Annotated in this window: 22 protein-coding genes and 1 pseudogene; 13 read left to right on the top strand and 10 right to left on the bottom strand. The window is 73.4% G+C overall.

Features of this window, described 5'->3' with window-relative positions:
* The first annotated feature begins 314 nt into the window (after window positions 1–314).
* Together ACH4LD_RS08955 and ACH4LD_RS08950 are read left to right on the top strand one after the other, a co-directional pair.
* The gene (locus ACH4LD_RS08955; protein WP_398055665.1) at window positions 315–734 is read left to right on the top strand and encodes a GNAT family N-acetyltransferase; all 420 of its coding nucleotides are present in this window, start codon (window positions 315–317) and stop codon (window positions 732–734) included.
* Window positions 735–847: 113 nt separating this feature from the next.
* On the top strand, window positions 848–2,260 hold the full coding sequence (locus ACH4LD_RS08950; RefSeq protein ID WP_398055519.1) for a PAS domain-containing protein: 1,413 nt from the start codon (window positions 848–850) through the stop codon (window positions 2,258–2,260).
* 202 nt (window positions 2,261–2,462) lie between these two features.
* Here the strand turns inward: ACH4LD_RS08950 and ACH4LD_RS08945 are convergent, their stop codons facing one another.
* Complete coding sequence (locus ACH4LD_RS08945) at window positions 2,463–3,218, bottom strand: SIS domain-containing protein (RefSeq protein WP_132785349.1); 756 nt, start codon at window positions 3,216–3,218, stop codon at window positions 2,463–2,465.
* Between the two features lie 222 nt (window positions 3,219–3,440).
* Between ACH4LD_RS08945 and ACH4LD_RS08940 the strand changes: the two genes are divergently transcribed.
* Together ACH4LD_RS08940 and ACH4LD_RS08935 are read left to right on the top strand one after the other, a co-directional pair.
* A complete protein-coding gene (locus tag ACH4LD_RS08940; protein ID WP_014673345.1) occupies window positions 3,441–4,133 on the top strand; it encodes a metal-dependent transcriptional regulator in 693 nt (230 codons plus the stop codon).
* A 270-nt stretch (window positions 4,134–4,403) separates the two neighbouring features.
* Entirely contained in the window at window positions 4,404–5,288 is an 885-nt protein-coding gene (locus ACH4LD_RS08935) for an alpha/beta fold hydrolase (RefSeq protein ID WP_398055518.1), read from the top strand.
* A gap of 167 nt (window positions 5,289–5,455) precedes the next feature.
* Here ACH4LD_RS08935 and ACH4LD_RS08930 read toward each other — a convergent pair whose 3' ends face one another.
* The gene (locus ACH4LD_RS08930) at window positions 5,456–6,121 is read right to left on the bottom strand and encodes a bifunctional DNA primase/polymerase (RefSeq protein ID WP_398055517.1); all 666 of its coding nucleotides are present in this window, start codon (window positions 6,119–6,121) and stop codon (window positions 5,456–5,458) included.
* A 283-nt stretch (window positions 6,122–6,404) separates the two neighbouring features.
* On the opposite strand from ACH4LD_RS08930, the gene ACH4LD_RS08925 reads away from it, so the two are divergent.
* Window positions 6,405–7,790 carry a transcriptional regulator gene (locus ACH4LD_RS08925; RefSeq protein ID WP_398055516.1) on the top strand — a complete coding sequence of 462 codons (1,386 nt, stop codon included), beginning with the start codon at window positions 6,405–6,407 and terminating at the stop codon, window positions 7,788–7,790.
* A 200-nt stretch (window positions 7,791–7,990) separates the two neighbouring features.
* Window positions 7,991–9,688, top strand: coding sequence for a hypothetical protein (locus ACH4LD_RS08920; RefSeq protein ID WP_398055515.1), 1,698 nt, complete (start codon window positions 7,991–7,993; stop codon window positions 9,686–9,688).
* A 10-nt stretch (window positions 9,689–9,698) separates the two neighbouring features.
* Here ACH4LD_RS08920 and ACH4LD_RS08915 read toward each other — a convergent pair whose 3' ends face one another.
* Window positions 9,699–11,024 carry an ABC transporter substrate-binding protein gene (locus tag ACH4LD_RS08915; RefSeq protein WP_398055514.1) on the bottom strand — a complete coding sequence of 442 codons (1,326 nt, stop codon included), beginning with the start codon at window positions 11,022–11,024 and terminating at the stop codon, window positions 9,699–9,701.
* A gap of 117 nt (window positions 11,025–11,141) precedes the next feature.
* Here ACH4LD_RS08915 and ACH4LD_RS08910 point away from each other — a divergent pair, with 117 nt between their 5' ends.
* Together ACH4LD_RS08910 and purU are read left to right on the top strand one after the other, a co-directional pair.
* Window positions 11,142–11,639: a hypothetical protein gene (locus tag ACH4LD_RS08910; protein ID WP_398055513.1), complete on the top strand. Its 498-nt coding sequence runs from the start codon at window positions 11,142–11,144 to the stop codon at window positions 11,637–11,639.
* Between the two features lie 92 nt (window positions 11,640–11,731).
* The gene (gene purU / locus ACH4LD_RS08905) at window positions 11,732–12,616 is read left to right on the top strand and encodes a formyltetrahydrofolate deformylase (RefSeq protein ID WP_132785344.1); all 885 of its coding nucleotides are present in this window, start codon (window positions 11,732–11,734) and stop codon (window positions 12,614–12,616) included.
* A 109-nt stretch (window positions 12,617–12,725) separates the two neighbouring features.
* Here purU and ACH4LD_RS08900 read toward each other — a convergent pair whose 3' ends face one another.
* Both ACH4LD_RS08900 and ACH4LD_RS08895 read right to left on the bottom strand, forming a co-directional pair.
* The gene (locus ACH4LD_RS08900; protein WP_398055664.1) at window positions 12,726–13,979 is read right to left on the bottom strand and encodes a zf-HC2 domain-containing protein; all 1,254 of its coding nucleotides are present in this window, start codon (window positions 13,977–13,979) and stop codon (window positions 12,726–12,728) included.
* 254 nt (window positions 13,980–14,233) lie between these two features.
* Window positions 14,234–14,791 (bottom strand): sigma-70 family RNA polymerase sigma factor, encoded by a 558-nt coding sequence (locus tag ACH4LD_RS08895; protein WP_398055512.1) that lies wholly within the window; start codon window positions 14,789–14,791, stop codon window positions 14,234–14,236.
* Between the two features lie 340 nt (window positions 14,792–15,131).
* On the opposite strand from ACH4LD_RS08895, the gene ACH4LD_RS08890 reads away from it, so the two are divergent.
* The 3 genes from ACH4LD_RS08890 to ACH4LD_RS08880 all read left to right on the top strand — a co-directional run bounded on the left by ACH4LD_RS08890 (window position 15,132) and on the right by ACH4LD_RS08880 (window position 17,302).
* The gene (locus ACH4LD_RS08890; RefSeq protein WP_398055511.1) at window positions 15,132–15,506 is read left to right on the top strand and encodes an STAS domain-containing protein; all 375 of its coding nucleotides are present in this window, start codon (window positions 15,132–15,134) and stop codon (window positions 15,504–15,506) included.
* 179 nt (window positions 15,507–15,685) lie between these two features.
* Window positions 15,686–16,198: an EF-hand domain-containing protein gene (locus tag ACH4LD_RS08885; protein ID WP_398055510.1), complete on the top strand. Its 513-nt coding sequence runs from the start codon at window positions 15,686–15,688 to the stop codon at window positions 16,196–16,198.
* Window positions 16,199–16,825: 627 nt separating this feature from the next.
* A complete protein-coding gene (locus tag ACH4LD_RS08880) occupies window positions 16,826–17,302 on the top strand; it encodes an ATP-binding protein (protein ID WP_132785526.1) in 477 nt (158 codons plus the stop codon).
* Window positions 17,303–17,612: 310 nt separating this feature from the next.
* On the opposite strand, the pseudogene ACH4LD_RS08875 reads toward ACH4LD_RS08880, so the two are convergent.
* Window positions 17,613–17,824: pseudogene (locus ACH4LD_RS08875) on the bottom strand (cyclase family protein); the annotation flags it as partial.
* Between the two features lie 132 nt (window positions 17,825–17,956).
* Between ACH4LD_RS08875 and ACH4LD_RS08870 the strand changes: the two are divergent.
* Window positions 17,957–19,240: an MFS transporter gene (locus ACH4LD_RS08870; protein WP_398055509.1), complete on the top strand. Its 1,284-nt coding sequence runs from the start codon at window positions 17,957–17,959 to the stop codon at window positions 19,238–19,240.
* Here ACH4LD_RS08870 and ACH4LD_RS08865 read toward each other — a convergent pair.
* A complete protein-coding gene (locus ACH4LD_RS08865; protein ID WP_398055508.1) occupies window positions 19,142–20,173 on the bottom strand; it encodes a GlxA family transcriptional regulator in 1,032 nt (343 codons plus the stop codon). The two genes, ACH4LD_RS08870 and ACH4LD_RS08865, sit on opposite strands and share 99 nt — an antisense overlap.
* Before the next feature lie 71 nt (window positions 20,174–20,244).
* Between ACH4LD_RS08865 and ACH4LD_RS08860 the strand changes: the two genes are divergently transcribed.
* The gene (locus tag ACH4LD_RS08860) at window positions 20,245–21,552 is read left to right on the top strand and encodes an MFS transporter (protein ID WP_398055507.1); all 1,308 of its coding nucleotides are present in this window, start codon (window positions 20,245–20,247) and stop codon (window positions 21,550–21,552) included.
* Between the two features lie 16 nt (window positions 21,553–21,568).
* Here the strand turns inward: ACH4LD_RS08860 and ACH4LD_RS08855 are convergent, their stop codons facing one another.
* The 3 genes from ACH4LD_RS08855 to ACH4LD_RS08845 all read right to left on the bottom strand — a co-directional run bounded on the left by ACH4LD_RS08855 (window position 21,569) and on the right by ACH4LD_RS08845 (window position 25,470).
* Window positions 21,569–22,783, bottom strand: coding sequence for a flavin-containing monooxygenase (locus tag ACH4LD_RS08855; RefSeq protein ID WP_398055506.1), 1,215 nt, complete (start codon window positions 22,781–22,783; stop codon window positions 21,569–21,571).
* Between the two features lie 144 nt (window positions 22,784–22,927).
* Entirely contained in the window at window positions 22,928–24,514 is a 1,587-nt protein-coding gene (locus ACH4LD_RS08850; protein ID WP_398055505.1) for a subtype B tannase, read from the bottom strand.
* Between the two features lie 287 nt (window positions 24,515–24,801).
* A complete protein-coding gene (locus ACH4LD_RS08845; protein ID WP_398055504.1) occupies window positions 24,802–25,470 on the bottom strand; it encodes a pyridoxal 5'-phosphate synthase in 669 nt (222 codons plus the stop codon).
* Between the last annotated feature and the right edge of the window lie 140 nt (window positions 25,471–25,610).

The raw sequence follows: 25,610 nt of genomic DNA, 5'->3' as shown, positions 1-25,610 counted from the left end.
GGCTGGGTTCCTCAAGGAGGAGCCGGCCGGACGTACCGGCAGCCCGCGGGTCGGGTGACTGCTTGGGATTGGGCCGGCTGCACGCACCGTTCGCGTGCTGGTCCGGCACCGCACATGGTGTGGTGACGGGCCGCTAGCCCGCAGCCACCTCACGCGTCCGGTTCTCATACATCTGCCGAACCACCTCCCTTCTCGTGTAACCGACACCCTAAGAAGCCGTCGCGACGGGCTCAACTGTTTTTTTCAACGGCGCCGTGACTGGTATAGGTGCTCGCGTGACGGATCTTCGAATTTCGGGCGTCGACGGCGACGGGATGCTCGAACAGTGGCGGCACGTCCACAACGCGGTCGTCCCGCCCGCCGCGATGTCCGCCGGGGAGGCGCGGGAGCGGCAGGACCGGTACCGGCTGGCGAACGCGTATCTCGGCGAGGTGCTCGTCGGGTGTTCGACCGTGCGTCCGCCGGCGGGGCAGGGGAGGGTGGCGACCGTCATCGCGCGCGTGCTGCCCGAGTTCCGGCGGCGGGGCTTCGGTACGGCGATCCACGAGGACGCGCTGGCCCACGCGCGCGTGCTGGGCGCCGAAGCCGTCGAGACGTGTGTGCTGGCGGCCAACGAGGACGGGCTGCGGTTCGCCGCGCGGCACGGGTATGCCGAGATCGACCGGTATGTGCTGGACGGGGAGCGCGACGAGTGGGTGGACCTGCGGCTCTCCCCGGGCGGCCCGGTGCATTGATCCCCGCAATCTTGCGGGAACAGGGTGTGGGGTGTGTCACGTTCGAGTTGAATGAAGGGCAGTGAGCGAACCGAGCGCCGTGCGTGCGCCGACGCAGTCTCCAGGGGGTCCAGGTGAGTGCTTCGCGGCGGAGTGGGACCACTGATGAACTGGGGCCGGACGAGCCCGGTGAGTCCGGCGGCTCCGATCTGCTCGCAGCGCTGCTCGACGGCATGGACGCGGCGCTGTGCGCCTTCGACGCCGACGGGGTCGTGACCCACTGGAACCGGGAGGCCGAGCGGATCCTCGGCTGGACGGCCGCCGAGGCCGTCGGACGGCACGGGTTCGCCGGCTGGGCGGTACGCAGCGCCGACGCCGAGGAGGTGCAGGCCCGGCTGATGTCGGCGATGCGGGCGCCGGGCCGGCAGGTGCACGAGTTCGCGCTGGTCACCAAGGACGGTGGGCGGGTGCTCGTGCGGACCCAGTCGGCCGCCGTGCGCGGACCCGACGGGAAGCCCGCGGGGGTGTACTGCGCGTTCAGCGAGGTGCATGCGCAGATCGACCTGGAGCGGTCGATCGCGCTGAGCGAGGCGCTGTTCGAGGACGCGTCCTGGGGAGTCGTCCTGGTCGACGCCGACCTGCGGCCCGCCGTGGTGAACGCGCACGCGGCACGGGCGCTGGGAGTGGGGCGCACGTCCGTGCTGGGACGTCCGCTGGGCGAACTGCTCGCACAGGGCGTGGAGGAGCTGGAGGCCGCGCTGACCCACGTCCTGGCCGAGGGCGCGCCGCCGGCCCCCGCCGAGATGTGGGTGACCGTCCGCGCCCCGGAGGGCGAGAAGCGGCGCTGCTGGCGCAGCGGGTTCCTGCGGCTGTCCTCACCGCTCGCCGAGGAGCCGGTGCCGCTCGGGGTGGGGTGGCTGTTCGAGGACGTCACCGGGGCCAAGCAGGGGGAGCAGGAGGCGGCCCTGCTGCGGTTCCGGACGAACCAGTTGCACCGGGCGGCACGGGCCGCGGCCGAGTGCGAGGACCCGGCGGAGGCGGCCACCGTCCACCTGGACTTCGCCCTCGCCGGCTTCGCCGACCACGCCCTCGTCGACCGGGTGGCGGACCGCTCGCGCGCGCGGGACGCGGACGGCCCGGCTCCGGTCCGGCTGGTACGGCTCGCGGCCACGCCCGCCGGGGCACCGGGCCCGAGCCTGCTCACGGGCGCGGCCGGGCTCCCCGTGCGCTACCCGGAGGGCCACCCGGCGCTCCAGTGCGTGGAGCGGGGCGGCACCGTGCGCGCGGACGCCGGACCGGTCTCCGCCCAGCGGGCGCGGGAATGGGCACGGGAGCGCCAGTGGCCCGACGACGCGGTGCACGCACTGTGCGCGGTGCTGCGCAGCCGGGGCCGGACGCTGGGCGTCGTGACGTTCCTGCGCGGTTCCGGCCGCAGCCGCTTCGAACGGTCCGACACGGCGTACGCGGAGGACGTGGCCGTACGGATCGCGACGGCACTGGACCTCGCGGAGACGCTGCGCGAGCGGCCGGACGAGCAGACACCCTGACGAGCGCGGGGCGCGCTCACCGACGCGGCGGCGGGTGCCCGGCGGGCGCGGGGGCGTGATCGCCGAGTGGCGTGGGGCGTTCCCGTGGGCGTTCTTCCGGTCCGGGGTCGGCCGTGGCCGCCTGGTGGGGCGTGCTCGACGCGGCGGCGGTGGGCGTCCAGCCGCGCGGGGTGTGATCGCCGCCGCTAGGCGGGGGGCGTTGTCAGTGCCGGTAGAAGATCCGGTCGCCGTACTCCGTCATCACCCGGCCGTTCCACTCGTGTCCGCCGTCGACGTTGCCGGAGCGCAGCAGCGGGGGCTCGATGCCGCGGTCGGCGAGGGTGGCGGCGGTGGTCGCCATGACGGCCTGCATCAGGGCGCTGGTGACGACCGTGGACGCGGGGGCGAAGGGCGCCGGGATGGTGTCGAGGGTGAGTTCCGCGTCCCCGACGGCGATCTTGGAGTCGAGGACGACGTCGCAGTGGTCCTTGAGGAAGGTGCCGGAGGCGTGCCGGGACGCCGTCTCCGAGGCGTACGCCACCGAGGTGACGCCGATGACCTTCACACCGAGGGAGCGGGCGGTGAGGGCCATCTCCACGGGCAGCGCGTTGCGGCCGGACAGGGAGATGATCACGAGGGCGTCACCGGCGCGCAGCGGCGACGTCTCCAGCACGGCGCTCGCGAGGCCGTCGACACGTTCGAGGGCGGAGCCGAGGGTGGCCGGGGTGACGTCGACGCCGACGACGCCGGGCACGGCGAGCAGGTTCATCAGGGCCAGGCCGCCCGCGCGGTAGACGACGTCCTGGGCGGCCAGGGAGGAGTGCCCGGCGCCGAAGGCGAACAGGCGGCCGCCGGCCGCGACCGTGTCGGCGAGCAGGGTGCCGGCCGCGGTGATCGCCCCGGCCTCCTCGTCGCGGACCCGTTGCAGCAGGCCGATGGCGGCGTCGAAGAACAGGTCGGCAGGCGTGCCGTCGCTCATGCGGTGCCCCTTCGCAGCGTCTGTGTCGCGGATCACCGTGCGGTCTGGACCAGTGCGGTGTCAATACGGCCGGGCGGCAGCGCCCCGCAGGAGGGACCGGCCGGCACCGCGAGCCGGCCCCCGTTTCCCCGGTGCCGCCCGCTTGTCAGTGGTATCCGGCAGAATTGATGCCAGGGCCGACGCACGCGGCCGGCTGCCGGCAGAGGTAATCGAGGGGCACGTATGTCCGGACTGATCGACACCACGGAGATGTATCTCCGCACCATCCTCGAACTCGAAGAGGAAGGCGTCGTCCCCATGCGCGCCCGCATCGCGGAGCGGCTGGACCAGAGCGGGCCGACGGTGAGCCAGACGGTGGCGCGGATGGAGCGCGACGGCCTGGTCTCCGTGGCCAGCGACCGCCACCTGGAGCTGACGGACGAGGGCCGTCGGCTGGCGACGCGGGTGATGCGCAAGCACCGTCTGGCCGAGTGTCTGCTGGTCGACGTGATCGGGCTGGAGTGGGAGCAGGTGCACGCCGAGGCGTGCCGCTGGGAGCACGTGATGAGCGAGGCCGTGGAGCGCCGCGTGCTGGAGCTGCTGCGGCACCCCACCGAGTCGCCGTACGGCAACCCCATCCCCGGTCTGGAGGAGCTGGGCGAGAAGGACGGCGCGGACCCGTTCCTCGACGAGAGCATGGTGTCGCTGGCCGACCTGGACCCGGGCTCGGACGGCAAGACGGTCGTCGTCCGCCGTATCGGGGAGCCGATCCAGACGGACGCGCAGCTGATGTACACGCTGCGGCGCGCGGGTGTGCAGCCCGGTTCCGTGGTGAGCGTGACGGAGTCGCCCGGTGGCGTGCTGGTGGGCAGCGGCGGCGAGGCGGCCGAGCTGGAGGCGGACACCGCCTCCCATGTGTTCGTCGCCAAGCGCTGAGACGGAGAGGGCCCCGGCGCTTGCGCGCCGGGGCCTGTCCTCCCCTGTGCTGACCCGGAGCCCCGAGCTCTCAGGGTCACCCCCTCGGACCGGCTTTTCCCCGAGCGGTCCGCCTCCCGCCAGAAACATCCCCTCGGCTGAGACGATCATTCCCTGAGGGGTGTCACTCAAATGAGGGGTGTTGAACGCGGAGACGCAATTTTCGAATAGGTATTCGATAGCCTGAAGCGGCTGGACGACGAGGACGGCGGAGCTGGGGGGCCAGGTCAGATGGCACGGCGTATCGATGTGACGGGAGCGGGCGGGGTGCGCCTGGCCGCCTGGGAGTTCGCCGACCCTCCGAAACCGGAGGCGGATCCGGACACCGAGGGGGAGGCGGAGTCCGGCGCTCCGGGCGTGCTCTTACTCCACGGTCTGATGGGCCGCGCCTCCCACTGGGCGCCCACCGCCCGCTGGCTCTCCGGCCGCCACCGCGCCGTGGCGCTCGACCAGCGCGGCCACGGCCAGAGCGAGAAGCCCCCGCGCGCCGCGTACACCCGCGAGGCCTACGTCGAGGACGCGGAGGCCGCCGTGGAACAGCTCGGCCTCGCCCCCGTCCTCCTCATCGGCCACGCCATGGGCGCGCTGACCGCCTGGCAGCTCGCCGCCAAGCGCCCCGACCTGGTGCGCGGCCTGATCATCTGCGACATGCGGGCCTCCGCCCTCGGCGCGGCCTCGCAGCGCGAGTGGGCCGACTGGTTCCGGTCCTGGCCCGTCCCCTTCGCCAGTCTGGCCGACGTCCGCAAGTGGTTCGGCGAGGACGACCCCTGGGTGGAGCGCCCGAGTCCCGGGCGCGGGGCCTTCTACGCCGAGGTGATGCACGAGTGCGAGGACGGCTGGCGGCCCGTCTTCGACCCCGAACAGATGCTCAGCTCCCGCGAGACATGGGTCTACGACGCCCACTGGGAGGAGCTGGCCCAGGTCCGGTGCCCGACGCTGGTGGTGCGCGGCGTGGACGGCGAGCTGGGGCGGGCGGAGGCCCAGGAGATGGTGCGGGTGCTGCCGCGCGGGGAGTACGCGGAGGTCCCGGACGCGGGGCACCTGGCCCACTACGACCTGCCGGCGGCTTGGCGGTCGGCCGTCTCACCGTTCCTCGACGGCTTGCCCGTGGGTTGAGTGCCCACGCGTCTGCCGGTTTCGGGTCGTCGGCGGGCGCGGGCCGGTGGTGCGTACCTGCGCAGTTCCCCGCGCCCCTTCGAGGGGCGCGGGGAACTGCGCGACCAGCCACGACGAACCGTTGGCCGCCACGTCACCGGCACCCGGCAGACGAGTGGGCGAACCGCCTAACGATCCCTCCCGCACGCATAGGCCAACGGCGAGATCAACTCCTCCGCGTCCGGAAGCCACCGGTTCGCCGGCGTCGGCCGGCGGGCCCACTGCGCGGCCCCCCGGGACCCGAACCGCGTGGGCGGCGCCGCCACGTACGCGCCCTCGCCGAGAGCCATGAGGTCCAGTGACGCCGGCGACCAGCCGAGCTTGCGCACCAGCTCCGGCACCTTCGCGGTCGCACCGGGCAGGACGAAGAACTGCATGCGCCGGTCCGGGGTCAGCGTGACCGGTCCGAGTGTCAGCCGCATCCGCTCCATCCGGGCGAGTGCCAGGAAACCGGCGCTCTCCGGGACGGACAGCGCGTCGAACGTCCGGCCCGTCGGCAGCAGGATCGCCGCCGCCGGCTGCTTCTGCCACATCCGGCGCGCGACGGTCGCACTGCCGGTCGCCTGGGTCGCCCAGTCGGGGCGCGCGGGGTGCGCACCCGGCGCAGGGCAGGAGGCGTCGCCGCACGAGCAGCGCTGCCTGCCGTCGACGGCTTCCAGCCAGGTGCCCGGGAACACGTCCCAGTGCCGCTCCTCGGCGTAGCGTACGGCGGTCTCCAGCAGCGACTCCCCGCGCTGCTGCGGGATGTGACCCGCCGTCTGAGTGTCCTGGGCGCCCGCGATCGTCTCTTCCACGTCCCACTCAACTCCCGCACCCACCTGGAGTTACGGCCGTAACGCGCGCGGGGGAGGAGCATCGATTCGGCAGTCGGGGCGCATGGGTGCATGGCCGGGGGCGCGCGGGAGGGGGCGGGGCGTGAGATGGGTAGCCAAGGACGGGGGGAACCGTCTTTACCCCGGCAATCCGCATATGTCACGCATTGACGGTATGTCAGCTGGGCAGTGATCTTCCGGCCGGATCTTTGTGCTCCGGAGGATCGCAACACGCTCCAGGGGATCGCAACGCAGGGGGTAGCACATGGCCGCAAGGCCTCTCGTGGCGAGGCAGCCGAACGAACGGCTGCAGGCACTCATCCAGGAAGCGGGGTGCTCGAACGCCGGGCTGGCCCGGCGGGTCAACATGTGCGGCGCCGAGCACGGTCTCGACCTGCGCTACGACAAGACGTCCGTGGCGCGCTGGCTGCGCGGCCAGCAGCCGCGGGGCCGGGCCCCGGCGATCATCGCCGAGGCGCTCGGGCGCAAGCTCGGCCGTACGGTCACGATCGACGAGATCGGCATGGCCAACGGCAAGAACCTCGCCTCGGGGGTCGGTCTCCAGTTCTCGCCGACGGTACTGGGCGCCATCGAGCAGGTCTGCGAGCTGTGGCGCAGCGACGTGGGGCGCCGGGACTTCCTGTCCGGCTCCTCCGTCGCCGCCTCCGCGCTGGTCGAGCCGAGCCGCGACTGGCTGATCTCGGCGCCGGACCCCCAGGTGGCCCGGCAGGCGGGCCCGCGCGTCGGCCAGTCCGACGTGGCGGCCGTACGGTCCATGACCCGGGCGCTGGTGGACCTCGACCACCAGTACGGCAGCGGGCATGTGCGCCCGGTCGTCGTGCACTACCTCAACAGCGTCGTCTCCGGGCTGCTCGCGGGCTCCTACCGGGAGGCGGTCGGCCGGGAACTCTTCGCCGCCGTAGCCCGGTTGACGGAGCTGGCGGGGTACATGGCCGTGGACACCGGGCAACCGGGCCTCGCCCAGCGGTACTACATCCAGTCGCTGCGGCTCGCGCAGGCGGCCGGGGACCGCGGGTACGGCGGTTACGTGCTCGCCGCGTCCATGAGCCACCTCGCCGCGCAGCTCGGGAACCCGCGCGAGATCGCCCAGTTGGCGCGGGCGGCGCAGGAGGGGGCGCGCGGGCAGGTGACCCCGCGCGTGGAGGCGATGTTCCACGCCGCCGAGGCGCGCGGGCACGCCCTGCTCGGTGACGCGCGCGCGGCGCAGGAGGCCGGCGGGCGGGCGATCACGGCGATGGAGGCGGCGGACGACGCGGCCGGGGACGACCCGGTGTGGATCGCGCACTTCGACGAGGCCTACCTGGCCGACGAGTTGGCCCACTGCCACCGCGACCTCGGGCAGGCCGACCAGGCCGCGCGGTACGCCGAGCAGTCGCTGGCCGGGCACCCGGAGTCCCGGGCCCGCCGGCGCGCCATCGGCTATGTGCTGCTCGCCACGGCCCAGGTGCAGCAGCGCGAGATCGAGCAGGCCTGCACCACGGGCATGAAGGCGGTGGAGCTGCTGGAGACGCTCCGCTCCAACCGGGGCGCCGAGTACCTGGACGACCTCCAGCAGCGGCTGGAGCCCTTCCGGGAGGAGGCGGTGGTACGGGAGTTCGGGGCGCGGCTCGATCTCCAGCAGGCCGCGTGAACACCAGCCCCGCCGGCGCGTGAACGAACGGCAAACGGCACCCGGGTGTGCGCCGGGCGCCGTGCACAGCGCTTGGCGGGGCGCTGGTGTTACCGCTGTCACAGGGAGGAGGTCGCGAACCGCACTGCGTGGCACGGGGCTCGGGGGAGCCGGTAGCGTGAGCCGACGATTCACAAGGTCCCCCATTAGTAGGAGTCCCGGTGACGCAGAGTGGACAGGGCGAGGAGCCCTCGGCGCGGACCGCGCGCGAAGGCATCGTGCTGCCCTCCGACGGAGGAGAGCCCCTGCTGCCGGGCATGACCGGGACGCCCGCCCCCGCCCACCCGGCCGGCGGACAGGCCTGGGGCGGTTCGTGGGGCCCCGAGCAGCAGGCGCCCCAGCCGGACCAGGGCTGGCCCCCGGCGGCGGCCCCGCAGTGGGACGGCCCCGGCGGCCCCGACCAGCGGCCCCCGTCCGCGGCGAACCCCGGCCCGCTGCCTCCGGAGGGCGCCCCGGCCCCGTCGTACGGCGGCCAGGCCCCTGCCTACGGCGGGCCGACGGCTTCCTACGGCGGTCAGGAGGCGCAGTACGGCGGCGGTCAGACCGGTCCCGGTGCCTACGGCGCGGCCCAGCAGCCCGCGTACGGCGCGCCCGATCCCTACCAGCAGCACGCGCAGCAGCAGCCGTACCCGGCGCAGCCCGCTCCGGGTCAGCACTCCGCCGCGCCGCAGCAGTCCGCGTACCCGGCCGCGGGCGCCCCGCTGCCCCCGAGCGCGGACGGCGCGACGCAGTACCTCCCGCCGGTGCCCGCCGGCCCGGCCGCGCCCGGCGACGAGGGCGCCACCCAGTACATACCGCCCGTGCAGGCCGACGGCGCCACCCAGTACATACCGCCGGTCCCCGCCGGGGGCGGCGTCCACGAGGCGGCCACCCAGTACATGCCGCCGGTCGCGTCCGGCGCGCTGCCGCCGGAGTCGGCCGGCGAGGAGACGCGCTACCTCGGCCAGACGCCCCGGCAGGCGGCGCCCGCGCCCTCGGACGCGGAGGCCACGCAGTACATCCCGCCGTACGCCGCCCAGGCCCAGGCGCAAGGGGCGGACCGGCAGCCGCCCGCCGAGTTCGACAACCTCTTCCGCGGCGGCCCCGGGGGCGGCGACAGCCCGGCCGGGTCCACCCAGCAGATGCCGCGGGTGCAGCAGGACGCCTACCCCGGCCCCGCGCAGTCGTCGTACCGCCCGGCACAGCCGTCGTACGACGCGGGTCCGGACGGCGACGGCGGGTCGCGCCGGGGCCGGTCACGGGTGCCGCTGATCGCCGCGATCGGCGTCGGCATCGTCGTGCTCGGCGTCGGCGCCGGCGCGCTGCTCAGCGGCGGGGGCGACAAGGACCAGGGCACGGACGACAAGACGGTCGCGGCCGCCTCCCCGGCCACGCAGGACTCCTCCGCCTCGCCCGCCGCCGACCCGGCCCGGCAGCAGGCCGTCGAGCTGGACAAGCTGCTCGCGGACAGCGGCAGCAGCCGGGCCTCGGTGATCCAGGCGGTGGCGGACGTCAAGCAGTGCGACAACCTCGACCAGGCCGCCTCCAACCTGCGGGACGCGGCTCAGCAGCGCGGCCAACTGGTCACGCGGCTCGGCAAGCTGTCCGTGGACAAGCTGCCCGGCAACGCCGATCTGACGGCCGCGCTGACCAAGGCCTGGCAGGCGTCCGCCGCGGCCGACAACCACTACGCGGCCTGGGCCGACCAGGCCAAGGGGCACAAGGTCTGCCGCAAGGGGCACGCCCGCACCACCGGCGAGACGCAGGCCGGCAACCGGGAGAGCGGCACCGCCAGCGCGCAGAAGACCAAGGCGGCGGCGCTGTGGAACGCGATCGCCAAGCAGTACGGCCTGACCCAGCGCCAGCCGACCCAGCTGTGACGGACGGCCGTCACGGCACGTCGGCGTTCTCCAGGGTCGAGGTCATGTCGGCGATTCCGTTGGTGCCGCCGATGTCCTTGTGGGCCGCGACCAGCTTGCCGTCCCGGACCACCTGGAGGGTGACGTCGGCGTTGACCAGCCGCGGGAAGCCGACCGCGGCCAGCTTGCTCTCGTAGGGCCAGTGCAGGGTCGGGGTGAGGCCGCCGGTGGGGACCCGCAGCCCGTCGTTGAGGGTGCGCCGCACGGTGTCGGCGCTCACCTCACCCTCGCCGATCTTCTCCAGGACGGCCTTGAGGACGGTGTAGGCGATCCACGTGGTCTGCACACCGGCGTCCGCGGGGTCGATGCGGTTGTCGCCGAAGGCCTCCTCGTTGATCACCTTCTTCATCGGGTCCCAGCGGTGGTCGGAGGCGACCGGGTACCAGCCGGTGATGTACGCCCCCTCGTACGGCCCCGACGCCCCGCCGGTCGCGTTGATCACGGTCTGGTCCACGCTGCCGAGCACGGTCGCCGTGCGCACGGCCGGGAAGTTCTCGCGGGCCCGCCGGAAGGAGTCCATGAAGGTGTCCGTGCGGTCCCCGAGGGCGGGCACCACACAGCCCTTCCTGGTCACGTCCTTGGTCGCGTGGCGCAGCGCCTGCTCGGCCTGACCGCCGTACTCGGTGGCGTCCTCCGCGGCGAGCTGGTCGCCGGCGTCGGCGTGGCCGCCCGCCTTGAGACCGGCGTCGAGCATGGCGGGCAGCTGGTCGCCGGCGATGCTGTCCGGGCGGACCAGGGCGACGTTGCCGCAGCCCTCCGCGAGGGCCCTGCCGAGGCCGGCCAGGAGGGCGGGCTGGCCGCCGTTGACCGGGTAGGACATGGCACCGGTGAACTCGTCGTTGGTGACGCCGTAGCCGCCGATGTAGGGGATGCCGGCGCCCTCAAGCGGGGCGAGGTAGGAGTCGCCGAACTGGCTGTAGGAGCCGACGACGGCGACCACGTTCTCGGTCGCCGCGCGCCGGGCGCACCGCGCGGCGCCCACGCCGTCGTTGTGGTCGTTGCAGGTCAGCACCTCCAGCTTGCGGCCGTTGATGCCACCGTGGGAGTTGATCCACTTGGCGTAGGCGCGGGCCATCGCGGGCATGCCGGGCTTGTTGGTCGCGTCGGTGTCCTGCGGGGCCCAGGTCATCACCTTGACCGGGTCATCCCCGGAGCCCCCCGTGGCACCGGGGATGACCCCGCACGCGGCGGTGAGGGACGCACAGAGGGCCACCGCGCCCGCCGCGAGGGCGGTGGCTCTGACGGGGCGGGGAAGGACGGGAGGAGGGGTACTGCACGTGCGTCGCCTGCCGGTCATGCACACGCACGATTCCCTCACAGACCCAACCCCGGAGTGACTCTTGGTCAACGAAGGATGACACGGAGGTGAATTACGGGGGCCGGTGAGACGCAGGGGACGGGGAACGTACGATCGATGACCGTGCAAGGTTCGGAGAACTCTTCCCGTCGCGGCCGTCGCTCCTCCACCATGGGCGGCATGCCCTTGAACGACATGCCGTGGTGGCGGTGGCGCAGCAATGTGCGCTCGGCGCTGCACATGCTCTCCGACCCGGTGTTCCAGCGGGACGTCTGGCTGGCCGGCGTGGACGGCTACGGTGACGTCACGGACGCGGTGTACCGGCTGGTGGAGGACACCTGGCTGGACAGCTGGTCGGCCGAGAAGTACGTCGGCACCATATTCCGGGACTCGCAGGAGGCGGCGCTCGTCGACACCGCCGTGCTGCGGGTGCTCAGGATCATGCACCAGGTCGGCCCGGACGCGCCCGTCGCCGCTTACCTGGACCACTCCGGCTGGCCGGACGCGGTGCGGGCGGCCCGGGACGCGCACGTGCGGATGTCGGTGAGCGACGGGGAGGGCCCGGACGTGCCGCCGAAGAGCCTGGATGTGCTGCGGATCCTGACGAGGTCCTGACGGGTCCTGACCGCTCGTGGTCGGGTCCTGGCGGGGTCCGCGTGGCGGACGGCCGCCCCATGGCGGGCGGCCGGTGTGGGACCCTGTGGTGCATGACCGATCAGTCCGCCTCCTCCGCCGCCGCGCCGGCCGACCAGTACATCCTCACGCTCTCCTGCCCGGACAAAAAGGGCATCGTGCACGCCGTGTCCAGCTATCTGTTCATGACCGGCTGCAACATCGAGGACAGCCAGCAGTTCGGCGACCACGACACGGGACTGTTCTTCATGCGCGTCCACTTCTCGGCCGAGGCGCCGGTGACGGTGGACAAACTGCGGGCGAGCTTCGCCGCGATCGGTGACTCCTTCCACATGGACTGGCAGATCCACCGGGCCGACGAGAAGATGCGCATCCTGCTGATGGTCAGCAAGTTCGGGCACTGCCTCAACGACCTGCTGTTCCGGGCCCGGATCGGCGCGCTTCCGGTGGAGATCGTGGGTGTGGTGTCCAATCACACCGACTTCGAGGAGCTGGTGGGCTCCTACAACATTCCCTTCCACCACATCCCGGTGACGAAGGACACCAAGTCGGAGGCCGAGGCGAGGCTGCTGGAGATCGTCCGCGAGGAGAACGTCGAGCTGGTCGTCCTCGCCCGCTACATGCAGGTCCTCTCCGACGACCTGTGCAAGCAGCTCAGCGGCCGGATCATCAACATCCACCACTCCTTCCTGCCGAGCTTCAAGGGCGCGAAGCCGTACCACCAGGCGCACGCGCGGGGTGTGAAGCTGATCGGCGCGACGGCGCACTACGTCACCGCGGACCTGGACGAGGGCCCGATCATCGAGCAGGAGGTCGAGCGCGTCGGGCACGACGTGACACCGGACCAGCTCGTGGCGATCGGCCGGGACGTGGAGTGCCAGGCGCTGGCGCGGGCCGTGAAGTGGCATGCGGAGCGGAGGATCCTGCTCAACGGGCGCCGCACGGTGGTGTTCGCCTAGCCGCGCGGGCACTTTCCGTCGCCGGGCGGTTGGGCGCCCTTCCGGGGGCGCGGGGAGCCGCGCGAGCGACCCCCGGTCACCCGCAGCCGCCGACGCGTCCGGCCCGCCCCTACATCCGGCTCAACGACGCGACCGCGAACAGCACGTCCTTGATCGCCTCGCGGTCACCGACCTGACCCACCGCGGCTTCCGCCGGAGGCACATGCCCCGCCGCCAGCTTGCAGAACTCCACGCCGTCCAGCGCCACGTGGGCCACCTCGAAGTCGGCGGAGCCCACCGCCGCCGGTGAGTCGAGGGGGATCAGCCACTCGCCGCCGGCCGCGCCCTCGATCTCCAGGCGCAGGCTGCGGCCGGGCGCGCCGGCCGGGACCAGGTGCGGGGTCCGGCGACCCGGCGCGGACAGTCCCGCCCGGCGGCGCGCGGCGAGCGCCGTCGGCAGCAGACGGGCCGCGAGGTCGATCATCCTGTTGAGGTGCCGCGGCGCCGGCGGCTGGTACGGATAGTCCACCGCCTCGGCGATGTCCTCGGCGTGCACCCAGCACTCGAAGGCGCGGTCCAGCATCGCGTCGTGCAGCGGCAGCGCGAAGTCGCCGTACGGCACCGTGAGCCCGCCCGCGTGGCCGCCGGTGAAGGACACGGTCCGCACCAGGCTGTGGCTCTGCTCCCGCCACGGCCCCCGCACCGAGCGCGTCGGCGGGAAGTGCGAGGCCCGCCAGAACGCCTCCGTGCGGCCCGCCGGACCCACGGCCTCCTTGTCGGCGCCGGCGACCTCGGCCAGCGGGTCCTCCAGACCGAGCGCCGTCGCGATCAGCCCGTCCACCGACAGCAGGTGCGCGATCACCCCGGCGACGGTCGTACGACGGCTCGTCGGTGCGTCGGCATCGAACCAGCGCAGTCGCACCGGCGCGTGCCACTCCGCGTCCCCGAAGTCCTGGAGCAGCGCGTCCAGCCGCGCGGTCTCGGCGTCGTACGGCGCCGCCCAGTCGGGCACCGGGATGCGCGGCGGCCGGCGCTTCAGGCAGGAGGCCAGGACGCGGGTGCGCAGCGCCGGGTTCAGGTCCAGGGTCTCCGGCTGGTGCAGCAGGCCGACCGCCTCGCGCAGCCGGCGGGCCTCGTCGGCGCAGGAGCCGCAGTCGCCCAGGTGCTCCTCCACGGCCGCCGTCTCCGCCGCCGAACAGGCGGCCAGCGCCCAGGCGCCGAGCAGCGACTTCAGGACGTCGTGCGACAGGTCGAGCGGCACGGGTGCGAGGTCTCCCGGATCGGCGAGGTCGGGCAACGGGAGCCCGCTGTCCTCCACGGACGCGCGGGGCGTGGGTATCCGCGGCGCCGGGGCGGACCCGGACCCACCGGCACCGGGCGGCACGTCCCCCGCACCGCCGCCGCGCCCGCCGGAACCCCCGGCAGCGGATCCCCCGGCGCCGGAACCACGCCGGTCGACCCCGGAACCGCGCCCGCCCAAGTCGGCGTCCCCCCTGGGCCGTTCCCCGCGCGCGTCACCACCGTGGCCCTCTTCTCCCCCGTGGCCGGCGTGTTCGCCGAACTCACCGAACTCACCGAACTCACCGAACTCGCCGAACTCGCCGTACTCGTCGTGCGCCCCGGAGCCGCCCGTCCCCTTCACACCGCACCCCGGTATCCCGGCGGTGTGCCGGTGTCATGGGCGGTGGAGAGGAGCTGGAGGCCGAGGCGGAGCCGGCGGCGGGCCTCGTCCTCGGTGACGCCGAGGTCGGCCGCGGTCTGGCGGTAGTCGCGGCGCTGGAAGTAGGCCAGGTCGAGGGCGGCGCGCAGCGGGGCCGGCATGGAGTGCACGATGTAGTCGGCGCGGGCGGCGACCGAGGCGCGGCGCACCTTGCTCTCCAGCTCCTCGCGCCGCGGCTGCTCCAGCTCCTCCCGGTCGCGCAGCCGCTGTACGGCGACCCGGTGGGTGACGGCGGCGATCCAGGAGCGCAGGGGGCCCTGCTGGGGGTCGTAGGTCTCGGGGTGTTCCCAGACGTGGGCGAAGACCTCGCGGGTGGCGGCGTCGGCGTCCTGCTCGTCGGCGAGGACGCGGTGGGCGAGGTTGTGCACGAGGGAGGCGAAACGGTCGTAGAGCTCGCCGAGGGCGGCCGCCTCACCGCGCGCGAGCCGCTGCTGCATCTTGCGGTCCCAGCGGGGCGGTACGTCCTTCCTGGCCATGCGGTCCCCTCCCCTCACCCTGTCCGGCCCGTCCAGCCTGTCGGTCCCGGCCTCTCGAATGTAGTCGGCACGCCAGACGGTGCACGCCCCTTTGTGTCAATGTGCGCCCCCGGAAGGGCCGCAGGTGATAGTGCCCCCTTCACACATCCTTCACACAAGATGCATGCACCTCTGATCGAACAGGACCGATAGTGACCGAAACAAGCCCTTAGCCGATCGACTGTCGTTTGTCGCCTCACGTTTCGGGGAACGGCCGCTGGGCAGCCGCGCGACAAGAAACGTAGGAACTGCTTCCGTTTCCGGGCGGTTCCGGGAGATCCGGCGAGCGGAGGGCAGGGCCGTGGCATTCAGCGTGACCGGCGTCGAGCAGGGCGAGTGGGCCGTCCTCCGGGTGTCCGGGGAACTGGACCTGATGACCTCGCCGGTGCTGCGCCAACGGGTGCACGACAGCGTCGCCGAGGGGCACCACAGCCTCGTGGTGGACCTCTCCGACGTGTTCTTCTGCGACTCCAGCGGGGTCGGCGTCCTCATCGCCGCCCGCCGGCTGATCCGCTCCTGCCAGGGCCGGCTGCGGCTGATCCTGCCGGACCGGGGGGCCGAGGACGGCTCGCACGTCAACCGCGTGCTCGGCGCGCTCGGTGTGCGCCGCCTCTTCGACGTCCACCCCGACCTGGACTCCGCGACCGCGGACGAGGCCGGGCCGCTCTCCGCCTGAACGGACGTCACGGCGTCGCGACACGGCCACACTGTTGTCGCAGAATTCCCCCGGTCTTGGCACAACCGCCGGTTTCCCGCCGTCTGCCGGTCATCCGCGTCGTACGCTCCCTGCCAGGTCACTCCCACCCATGGGCAGGACCACCCGTACGACCCTCATGTAAGGCGGCCCGAACAGACATGGTCAGCACCGAGTACGAGCGCAGGATCGCCGCCCGGTTCGCCACCTTCGACCAGGACGGCAACGGCTACATCGACCGGGAGGACTTCAACGCGGCGGCCAAGGCACTGCTCGCCGAGTTCGGCGTACCCGCCCGCTCCGACAAGGGGCAGGCGCTGTACGCCGGCGCGGAGGCGTTCTGGCAGGGCATGGCCGGCATCGCCGACCGGGACGGCGACCAGCGCATCACCCGCGAGGAGTTCGTCACCGGCGCGGTCAAGCGGCTGCGCGACAACCCCGGCCGCTTCGCCGAGATCGCCCGGCCCTTCCTGCACGCGGCCCTGGCGGTGGCCGACACGGACGCCGACGGCCGGCTCGGCACCGCCGACACCGCGCGCGTGCTGCGCGTGTTCCACGTCCCGGAGGAGACCGCCCGCCAGGCCACCGCCGCCCTCGACACCGACGGTGACGGCAGGATCGGCGAGGCGGAGATCGTACCGGCGTTCGCGCGCTACTTCACGGTCCCCGAATAACGGCCGCGGTCCCCGACGGCTGAAACCACCGCCGTCCCGGCAGGTCCTCGATCCCCTTGGCGGAGATGTGCGGCCGAGCCGCCGGTGGCGTTCCGGCCCGCCGTGCCCGGGAAACCATGGCCCACGATGTAGCGGATCGTGGCCTACTGGAGTCACGGAGCGTTGATACCGGGTTGTGTCCTTCGCCGGACTCGTCACGGCCCGGAGTCGGGTGTCCGCTCGGGTACCTTGTGTGAGATGCGAGTGGCTGCGCGTACGAGCCGGGCCGGCGGTGCCCCTGGGGCGGTGCCGGGTCGTGCGGTGCGCGCCGCAGCTCGCGGGGTGGTCAGGCCCGTTGTCCCCGTCTGTTCGACTCCCCGGCACGAGCGTCGCACAGTATGCCCTACGCGTACTCCTTCGCGCGGGAATATGCCCGAAGCGCTTGTTGGGGTGACTGTACGTCAACCATGCTGTCTCGCAAGGGAGTCACGGTCCGTGACCCTTGCTCTGGCCGTTGTTCTGGCCATGCAGAAAATGGCTAGGATCGTGGCCCTCGTGATCGCCGCCGCGGCTGAGACCGCGGAGCGCGGTTGGCGTGGGGTCATGGATCCGCCGGTTCGGATGGTGTGAGCGGTGCAGGTGCTTCAAGTGCAGCTGGAGATCCGGCCCGACCCCGCGGAGGTGGGGCGGGCGAGGAGGTGGGCCCGCTCGCGGCTCGCGGGATCGGGGATAACGGCCGACGAGCCGCTGGCCGAGACCCTGATCCTGCTCGTCTCCGAGCTGGTGACCAATGCCGTGGTGCACACGGGCAGGCCGGCCGTGCTGCGGCTCTGTCTGCCGGGTCCGGCGGCCGAGAAGTGCGCGTCGGCCACGGTGCGGGTCGAGGTGACCGACCGCAGCTCACGCGCGCCCGTGCCGCGCTGCGCGGACGACGACGCCACCGGCGGCCGGGGTCTGGCCCTCGTGGACTGTCTCGCCGACCGCTGGGGCTGGAGCCCCGACGACGACGCCGGCAAGAGCATCTGGTGCGAACTGGACCGCTGTTCACCGCCCCGGCAGAGCGCCGCGGTGGCGTACGGGGGCGGACTGTCCGCGTACGAGGATCTCGCCTTCGAAGTGGTGTAGCGGCCCGGAGCGGTGATGCGCCGGGGGGTGCGCCCGTGCGCGGGTGCCGTGAGCGGGCTGCCGCAACACAGGCCCGTACCGGCGTTGACGTTCCCTGGGTGCCTGATCAGGCTGGGGTGCGTCGATCCGCCGCGAGGGGACGGCGAGGGCCCTGGGTGACGGCGGTCCTCGCCGAGTGCGGATCGCGTCGGACGGCGGCGCGTGCGCGTGACGGAGGGGGAGCCACGCGCCGCCGACCGCGGCCGCGCTGCCGTCGTACGGCCGTCGTGCCGCCGCGTGCCGCGTTCTACGGCCGTCGTGCCGCCGTCGCTCACAGGACCGCCACCGATGCCACCGGTGGCACCGGTGACCCCGTCGCGCCCGCGAACGGCTCGGGCACCGGCAACAGCAGGAACGTGTACCCGTCCGTTTCTCCACAGGCTGTGGACAACTCTTCGGGATTCCGGTTCCGGCCCTGGAGCCCCCTGTCTCCACCAGGTGCGGCGCGTGCGCGGGCAGCCGCAGATCCTCGATCTCCGCCGGGACACCGCGCTGTTCGCCGGGTGCTGACGTTCTGGCCGTCCTGAGTCCCCGTCAGCCGATGTCGGTCGAAGTTGTCCACAGGCTCGGGAAAAGGGGGCGGCGGTTGTCGGTGGCGGCGCCTACCGTCGAGGCATGAGCTACCGCGATGTCGTCTCCCGGCCGGTCCTGACCTGGGCCCTGGTGGCCGTCGGCGCCCGCATGCCGGTGGCCATGGCCCCGCTGGCCCTGGTCTTCCTGGTCCGCGAGCGCCCCGGCGGCTACTCCCTGGGCGCGGCCCTCGCCGCCGCCTACGTCATCGGCGAGATCATCGGTGCTCCCGTGCTCGGCATGCGCCTGGACCCCTGGCGGGCCCGCCCGCACCTGGCCGCCGGGCTCGTCGCGGGTGCCGTCGGATTCGCCGGCCTCGGCGCGTTCCCCGGCGCGCCCGCCGCGGTACTCGCCGCCTTCGCCTTCCTCGCCGGGGCCGGGCCCGCCGCCGCGCCCGGCGGGCTGCGCACCCTGCTCACCTCCCTGGTCCCGGCGCACGCGGCGGCCCAGGCGCTGTCCGCCGAGTCGGTGCTCACGTTCGCAGTGTGGGCCGTCTCCCCGGCCACCGTCACGGGACTCGCCCTCGGCGCCGACCCCCGCCTGCCGCCGCTGCTCGCCGCCGCCCTGATGGCGTCGTCCGCCGCGGGCCTGTGGGCGCTCCCGGCCGGCTGGGCGGCGGACGGCCCCGGCGGTCCGGCCGAGCGGGGCGACCGGGACGGCGAGGGCGTGTCGAAGCCGCGCCTGCTGGTCCGGGCCTGGCCGGTGTACGTCACGGGCGCGGCCAGCCTGTCCCTGCTGGCCCTCGCCGAACTCGTCCTGCCCGCCCTGCTCGAACAGCGCGGCACCGGCGTGGGCTGGGCGGGCCCGCTGCTCACGGTGATGGCGGTGGCCTCCGCCGTCGGTGCCTTCCTGTACGGCTCGCGGTCCTGGCCGGGGCTGCTCCGCACCCGCAGCGCGGTCCTGATGACCGGGATGTCGGCAGCGGTGGCCGTGGTCGCCCTGATACCCGGCGCCCCGGGCATCGCGGCGGCGCTGGCCGTGGCCGGGCTGCTCCAGTCCGGCGCGATGCTCACCCGGAACCTGTCCCTGCGCGAGGTGCTCCCGCCGGACGTCCTGGCCGCCGGCTACTCGGTCATGTACGCCGCCGTGGGCGCCGGTTACGCGGCGACGGGCTCCCTCGCGGGCGCCCTGCTGCCGCGCACCGCGCCGTCCACGGCGATCCTGGCCGGGGTGGCCCTCACCCTGCTGCTGACGGCGGTCGGCTGGTGGGGCGAGAGACGGGCCGGCCGGTCAGCGCCGGGTGCCGACGCCGTACTGCCGCTCGGCGCCGCCGCCGGTGCGGAAGGCGCGCCGGTAGGCGGTGGGCGTGACCCCGAGGGCGGCCTGTAGGTGCTGGCGCATCGACTGGGCGGTGTTGAAGCCCGACTCCCGCGCCACCTGGTCCATTGACAGGTCCGTGGACTCCAGCAGGTGCCGGGCGCGCTCCACGCGCTGCTGGGTGAGCCACTGGCCGGGGCTGATGCCGACCTCCTCGCGGAAGCGGCGGGTGAAGGTGCGTACCGACATGGCCTCCTGCTCGGCCAGGTCCCGCAGTTGGATCGGTTCGTGCAGCCGGCCCAGCGCCCAGGCGCGGGCGGCGGTCGTCGTGGCGACCTGGGGGTCGGGGACCGGGCGGTGGATGTACTGGGCCTGGCCGCCGTCGCGGTGGGGCGGTACGACGGTGCGGCGGGCCACGTCGTTGGCGACGGCCGTGCCGAAGTCGCGGCGGACCATGTGCAGGCACAGGTCGATCCCGGCGGCGACCCCGGCCGAGGTGAGCACGTCCCCGTCGTCGATGAACAGCACGTCCGCGTCCACCTTGACCTTCGGGAACATCCGCTGGAAGCGCTCGGCGTCGGCCCAGTGCGTGGTGGCCGGGCGTCCGTCGAGGTAGCCGGCGGCGGCGAGGACGTAGGCGCCGGTGCAGATGGAGGCCAGCCGGGTGCCGGGGCGGACGCGGGCGAGGGCGGCGGCCAGTTCGTCGGTGAGCCGGCCCTCGTCGTAGAGCGGGCCGAGTTCGTAGGACGCCGGGACGATCACCGTGTCGGCCGTCGCCAGCGTCTCCGGGCCGTGTGCGATCTGCACGGCGAAGTCGGCGTCCGTCTCGACCGTGCCGGGCGGCCGGGCCGAGCAGGTCACGACCTCGTACAGGTGCCGGCCCTGGGCGTCCCGGGGGCGGCCGAAGATCCGGTGCGGGATGCCCAGCTCGAACGGCAGCAGACCGTCCAGGGCGAGGACGGCGACCCGGTGCGGCCGGAATTCCCCTGTGACTGCGCTCGTCATGGCCCGATCGTAGCGAAGTGTGTCCACCGGGCCACTCGATGCATGAGCATGCGCACGGGAGGGTGGATGACGTGACTCAGACAACTCCAGCCGCCGCTCCCGTCCAGGCCCCGCCCGCCCGGCGCGGCCGCGTGCACCGTGCCTGGTTCGTCGCCGCCGTCACCTTCGTCACGATCACCGGCGCGGCGGCCTTCCGATCCCTGCCCGGCCTGCTCGTCGACCCCCTGCACCAGGAGTTCGGCTGGTCGCGCGGCACGATCGGCGCCGCCGTCTCCGTCAACCTCGCGCTCTACGGCCTCACCGCGCCCTTCGCCGCCGCGCTGATGGACCGTTTCGGCATCCGCCGGGTGGTGGCCGCGGCGCTGACCGTGATCGCGCTCGGCTCCGGACTGACCGTGTGGATGACGGCGGCCTGGCAGCTGCTGCTGTGCTGGGGCCTGCTGGTGGGGCTCGGCACCGGCTCCATGGCGCTGGCCTTCGCGGCGACGGTGACCAACCGCTGGTTCACCGAACGGCGCGGTCTGGTCACCGGCATCCTCACCGCCGCCTCGGCCTCCGGCCAGCTGGTCTTCCTGCCACTGCTGTCCTGGATCGTCGAGCGCCACGACTGGCGGCCCGCCGCGGTCACCGTCGCCCTGGCCGCGTTCGCCGTCGTCCCCTTCGTCTGGCTCCTGCTGCGCGACCACCCGGCCGACGTGGGCGTGGCGCCGTACGGGGCGCGGGAGTTCGTGCCCAAGCCGCCGCCCGTCACCGGCGCCGCCCGCCGCACGCTCGGGGTCCTGTCCTCCTCCGCCCGCACCGGCACCTTCTGGCTGCTCGCCGGCACTTTCGCGATCTGCGGCGCCTCCACCAACGGGCTGATACAGACGCACTTCGTGCCCGCCGAGCACGACCACGGCATGCCCGTGACGACGGCGGCCTCGCTGCTCGCGGTGATCGGCGTGTTCGACGTCGTCGGCACGATCGCCTCCGGCTGGTTCACCGACCGCTTCGAACCGCGCCGCCTGCTCGCCGTCTACTACGCCCTGCGCGGCCTGTCCCTGCTGTTCCTGCCGATGCTGCTGGGCCCCGCCGTCCACCCGCCGATGCTCTTCTTCATCGTCTTCTACGGCCTCGACTGGGTCGCCACCGTCCCGCCCACCCTGGCGCTGTGCCGCGAGCAGTTCGGCGAGGACAGCGCCATCGTCTTCGGCTGGGTGCTCGCCTCCCACCAGGTCGGCGCGGCCGTCGTCGCCTACCTCGGCGGAGTCGCCCGGGACGTCTTCGGCTCCTACGACGTCGTCTGGTACGCCTCCGGCACCCTGTGCGCCGCGGCGGCCCTGATGGCGCTGGTCATCCGGCGCACCCCATCGGCCGCCCGCACGCTCGCCGTGTCCTGACGGCACCGACGCGACGTCAGAGGCTGTTGGAGGGGGCGGAGTCGCCGCGCGGCTGGGAGAGCCTCTTCGCGACCGCCTTCGCGATCCGCCCCGCGTCGATCGACAGCTCCCGGAGCATCCCGCTGAGGGGATTGGTGAACCCGGTGAAGTACAGGCCGGGCGCCTGCGCGGGCGTGCGGCCGCCGTGCACCACCGGTCTGCCGCGCCCGTCCAGCACCCCGAGGTGCCCGACCAGCCCCTCCAGCGCCCGTACGTACCCGGTCGCCGCGATCACCGCGTCGGGAGAGACCCGGCTGCCGTCGGCGAGGACCACCTTGCCGTCCTCGAACGCCTCCACGGCGGCCACGATCTCCACCTTGCCCGTGCGCACGGCGTCGATCAGACCGACGTCCTGGACCGGGATCGCGCCCTGCTTCACCCTGCTGTACAGGCCGGTGTCCGGACGCGGCAGCCCGTGCGCGGTCAGGTCCGGGGTGCTGAGCCGCCCCACCGGCCCGGCGAGCCGGTCCACGAGCCACACCGGCAGCCGCCGGACCAGCACGCCCGAGTACTGGGAGGCCCAGCCGAGCGTCGACCGGCGCAGGATGTGCGGCGCCGTGCGCACCGCCAGCCGTACCCGCGCGGCCCCGCCCTCCACCAGGTCCACCGCGATCTCGGCGCCCGTGTTCCCGATGCCGACGACGAGCACGTCACGGCCACGGTACGGTCCGGCGTCGCGGTACTCGGCCGCGTGCAGGAACTCGCCGCCGTACGACTCCCGGCCCGGCCAGTCGGGGATGCGCGGGGTGTGGTTGAAGCCGGTGGCGACGATCACCGCGCTGCCGGTCAGCTCCCGGCCGCCGGAGGCGTGCAGCAGCCAACCGGTGCCGTCCCCGCTCCGCTCGACGCGGTGGACCTCCACCCCGGTGACGATCTCCAGTTCGTGGTGCTCGGCGTACTTCTCCAGGTAGCGGACCACGTCGTCCCGGGAGACCCAGCGGCCGAACTTCCGCGGCATGGCGAGCCCTGGCAGCGAGGACAGCCGACGGGTGGTGTGCAGGTGCAACCGGTCGTAGTGCCGACGCCAGGAGGCGCCCACCTGGTCGGACTTCTCCAGGACCACGGCCCGTACGCCCCGCGCCCGCAGCGCGTACGCGGCGGCGAGACCCCCGGGACCGGCTCCGATCACATAGACCGGGCGGTCGGCGGGGGTCGGCGGGAGGGGCGCGGGGGAGGGACGGGAGACGGCCATGAGCGGGAGCGTAATCACACACCCGGTTGATGGGTCTCGGTCAAGACCGGAATTGGTTGCGGATTGATCACGGGTGTACGGGAAGGGTGTTCCGGCCGTGAAGAAGACGCCCGTCACCGCTTCTGTGCCCGCTGCCGCTGCGTGCTACCGCTTCCCGGCGCGGTGACCCGTGATCCTGGCGATCCAGGTGATGAAGTCGCCGGGGTCGGTGTTGGCGCCGTGGCCCTGGTCCCAGTAGTAGAGGTGATCGACGTCGTCGCCGAGGCCGGCCGCGGCGGCGGCCAGGTTCGCGGACACCGTCAGGGAGGTGTCGGAGTCCTTGGTGCCGAGCCGGATCCACCAGTGCTTCGAACGGTGCGGGTTGGCCTTCCCCACCAGGTGGTACATCGGGTTCATCAGCCGCAGCAGCCCGGGGACGTCACCGTCCAGGCGCTTGGCGGTGACCCCGGTGGTGTCGTGCTCCAGGCCGTACGCGGTGAAGTGCCGGGCCGGGGTCGTCCCCTTGCCGAACTCGTTGTTCTCGCCGGTCGACAGGTCGAAGGCGTCGAAGGCCGGGGCGGTCTTCTTGCGGGCGCCGACATGGGTGAGGAAGTCGTCCCAGGAGAGCGTGGCCTTCTCGCCGTCCCAGCCGAGGAAGGGGTTCGCGGCGAGGTACGCCGTGCGGTCCGCGGCGGACAGGGCGGCGAGGTAGGCGGTCGCCGACGGCTCCAGGTACTGCCGTACCAGGTACGTGTCGTAGTTCCGGGCGGTGAGCGGACCGAAGCCGTTCAGGCCCTTGAGGCGCAGGGACGCCTGGTACTCGGCGAACTGCGCCCGCAGCTGCCCGGAGACGGTCCGGTCGACGGTCTCGCCGGTGGACTGGGTGGCGTTGGTGCCCCAGTTCCACTCGTAGGCGCCGTCGGCGTGCTCCAGGTCGGTGATCGGGCACCAGGCGCCGGTGGCGAAGACCGCGTCGGAGGCGTCGGCCGCGCCCAGCTCCTTCAGGTACCTCTCGTACAGGGGGCTGTCCCCGGAGGCGCCGAGCAGCGCGGACAGGGCGCCGCCCGCGCTGGTGCCCGCGGAGACGATCCGGTCGGTGTCACCGGGGATGCGGCCCTTGTTGGACCGCACGTACCGCACGGCGGCCTTCAGGTCCACGACCGCGGCCGGCGCGACACCGTAGTACTCGCCGGCGGAGTTCTTGAGCGTACGGCCACGGGCGCCGGGCTCGACGACGACGTACCCGGCGGCGAGGGCCAGGAGCTGGTTCCTCGCCAGGGCGCCGCCGGTGGCGTTGGTGTCGCCGTTGGCACCCGGGGCGGAGGGGGACGCGGTCGGGGCCGCGCCGCCGGACGGCACGCCCCCCGGCACGCCCCCGCCCGTGCCCCCTCCGCCGATCCCCGTCGCGTCGGCCACGGAGGACGGCATGTAGCCGCCGACGGAGTTCGCGAACAGGATCGGCGCGTCGGAGGCGTCCACGGCGGTGCCGTCGATCTCGACGGGAACGCTGACGTTCAGGCTCTGGTACTTCGCGTCGACCGGGTCGGCGACATAGGTGATCGCCTTCCAGAAGTGGTAGGTCACGGAGTGCTCGGCGCCGGCCGTGTCCGTGACCGTCGTGGTGAGCTCGGTGTACGCGTCCGGGTCGAAGACCAGCGCGTCGGAGGGGGATGCGGAGGAGCCGCCGGCCGCCTCGGCGTTCAGGGCCATGCCCCCCGCTGCGGCGACGCCGGCCGTGGCGCCGATGCCCATGACGACGGTCCTGCGCCCTACTGCCCTGTGCTTCACCCTGCTGCCTCTCGTCTCGCCCGCTCGGGTCCTCGTGCCTGCGAACGTAATTTGATGCCGACGAAATCGTCAACAATCTGCGGGTGATTCAGGGCGGACTCACAGGGGCCGAGAGGGAGCGGGGCAACGGCACCGCCTGGGCGGCGGAGGTGGCGGCGAGGCACTGCCGGAACCCGGTCCGGGCGGGCTTCGCCACGTTGGTCCGGCCCCGTCCGAAGCCGATGGCGTACGTGGTCGGGTCGCCTGTTTCCTCACGGCCACAACAACACCCTGCTCCAGCCGAACCCGGTGCTGCGGTACTCCAGGCGCACGTGCCGCCGTTCCGCGTTCCCCTGGAAGAACTCCACCGTCTCCGGGTGCAGCCGGTACAGGGTCCAGGTCGGCGACGGCTCACCGGGGTTCTGCCGGGCCCGCTCCCAGGCCGCCTCCGAGGCCCGCCGCAGCTCCTCCACGGAGGGCAGCTCCTCGCTCTGCCGGCCGGTCAGCGCGGCGGCCAGCGCGCCCGTGGACCGCGCGTGCAGATCGGCCTGGCTCTCCTCGGCCGGCGCCGACGTCACCGGCCCGCGCACCCGCACCTGGCGGCCGAGCACCGGCCAGTAGAAGGAGAGGGCGGCGTACGGCCGGGCGGTCAGCGCGCGGCCCTTTCGGCTCGTGGCGTGCGTGGCGAAGGACCAGCCGTCCGCGTCGGCGCCGTGCAGCATCACGGTCCGCACGTCCGGCCTGCCCTCCTCGTCCGCGGTCGCCAGTGACATGGTGTGCGGCTCCGGCTGCCCCGCCGCGACGGCCTCCGCGAACCAGTTCGTGAACAGGGTCAGCGGGGTGGGCGGGGCGGTGTCCGGGTCGAAGGGCCGCAGCTCGGTCACCTGGGCGTCCCAGACCCGCAGCGACCGGAGCAGCTCGTGTAGATCGTGCTGTGCCATGGGGCGAGTATCACCCGTTCCGGCTCGCGTCCCCGCGCGGCGCAGGGCCGTACCTCGGTCCGGAGGAGCGGGACACCGTCTGACGGGCACTGCCGGCGTTCCGGCCGCCGTACGCCCCGTACCGGGCGGGCGCGGAGCGG

Origin of the sequence: Streptomyces sp. NPDC017676 (genome assembly GCF_044329325.1) — a bacterium.
GTDB lineage: Bacteria > Actinomycetota > Actinomycetes > Streptomycetales > Streptomycetaceae > Streptomyces.
Note: the sequence above shows the minus strand (reverse complement) of the source record. Positions and strands in the feature narration are given on the sequence as shown.

Bases quoted from the DNA above. Each gene is read 5' to 3' on its own strand.
- ACH4LD_RS08855 (WP_398055506.1), bottom strand. From the start codon at position 22,783: ATGGCCGTCTCCCGTCCCTCCCCCGCGCCCCTCCCGCCGACCCCCGCC.
- ACH4LD_RS08940 (WP_014673345.1), top strand. From the start codon at position 3,441: ATGTCCGGACTGATCGACACCACGGAGATGTATCTCCGCACCATCCTC.
- ACH4LD_RS08865 (WP_398055508.1), bottom strand. From the start codon at position 20,173: ATGACGAGCGCAGTCACAGGGGAATTCCGGCCGCACCGGGTCGCCGTC.
- ACH4LD_RS08895 (WP_398055512.1), bottom strand. From the start codon at position 14,791: ATGGCCAGGAAGGACGTACCGCCCCGCTGGGACCGCAAGATGCAGCAG.
- ACH4LD_RS08870 (WP_398055509.1), top strand. From the start codon at position 17,957: ATGAGCTACCGCGATGTCGTCTCCCGGCCGGTCCTGACCTGGGCCCTG.
- ACH4LD_RS08925 (WP_398055516.1), top strand. From the start codon at position 6,405: ATGGCCGCAAGGCCTCTCGTGGCGAGGCAGCCGAACGAACGGCTGCAG.
- ACH4LD_RS08915 (WP_398055514.1), bottom strand. From the start codon at position 11,024: ATGACCGGCAGGCGACGCACGTGCAGTACCCCTCCTCCCGTCCTTCCC.
- ACH4LD_RS08845 (WP_398055504.1), bottom strand. From the start codon at position 25,470: ATGGCACAGCACGATCTACACGAGCTGCTCCGGTCGCTGCGGGTCTGG.
- purU (WP_132785344.1), top strand. From the start codon at position 11,732: ATGACCGATCAGTCCGCCTCCTCCGCCGCCGCGCCGGCCGACCAGTAC.
- ACH4LD_RS08945 (WP_132785349.1), bottom strand. From the start codon at position 3,218: ATGAGCGACGGCACGCCTGCCGACCTGTTCTTCGACGCCGCCATCGGC.
- ACH4LD_RS08935 (WP_398055518.1), top strand. From the start codon at position 4,404: ATGGCACGGCGTATCGATGTGACGGGAGCGGGCGGGGTGCGCCTGGCC.
- ACH4LD_RS08910 (WP_398055513.1), top strand. From the start codon at position 11,142: ATGACCGTGCAAGGTTCGGAGAACTCTTCCCGTCGCGGCCGTCGCTCC.
- ACH4LD_RS08955 (WP_398055665.1), top strand. From the start codon at position 315: ATGCTCGAACAGTGGCGGCACGTCCACAACGCGGTCGTCCCGCCCGCC.
- ACH4LD_RS08850 (WP_398055505.1), bottom strand. From the start codon at position 24,514: ATGGGCATCGGCGCCACGGCCGGCGTCGCCGCAGCGGGGGGCATGGCC.
- ACH4LD_RS08885 (WP_398055510.1), top strand. From the start codon at position 15,686: ATGGTCAGCACCGAGTACGAGCGCAGGATCGCCGCCCGGTTCGCCACC.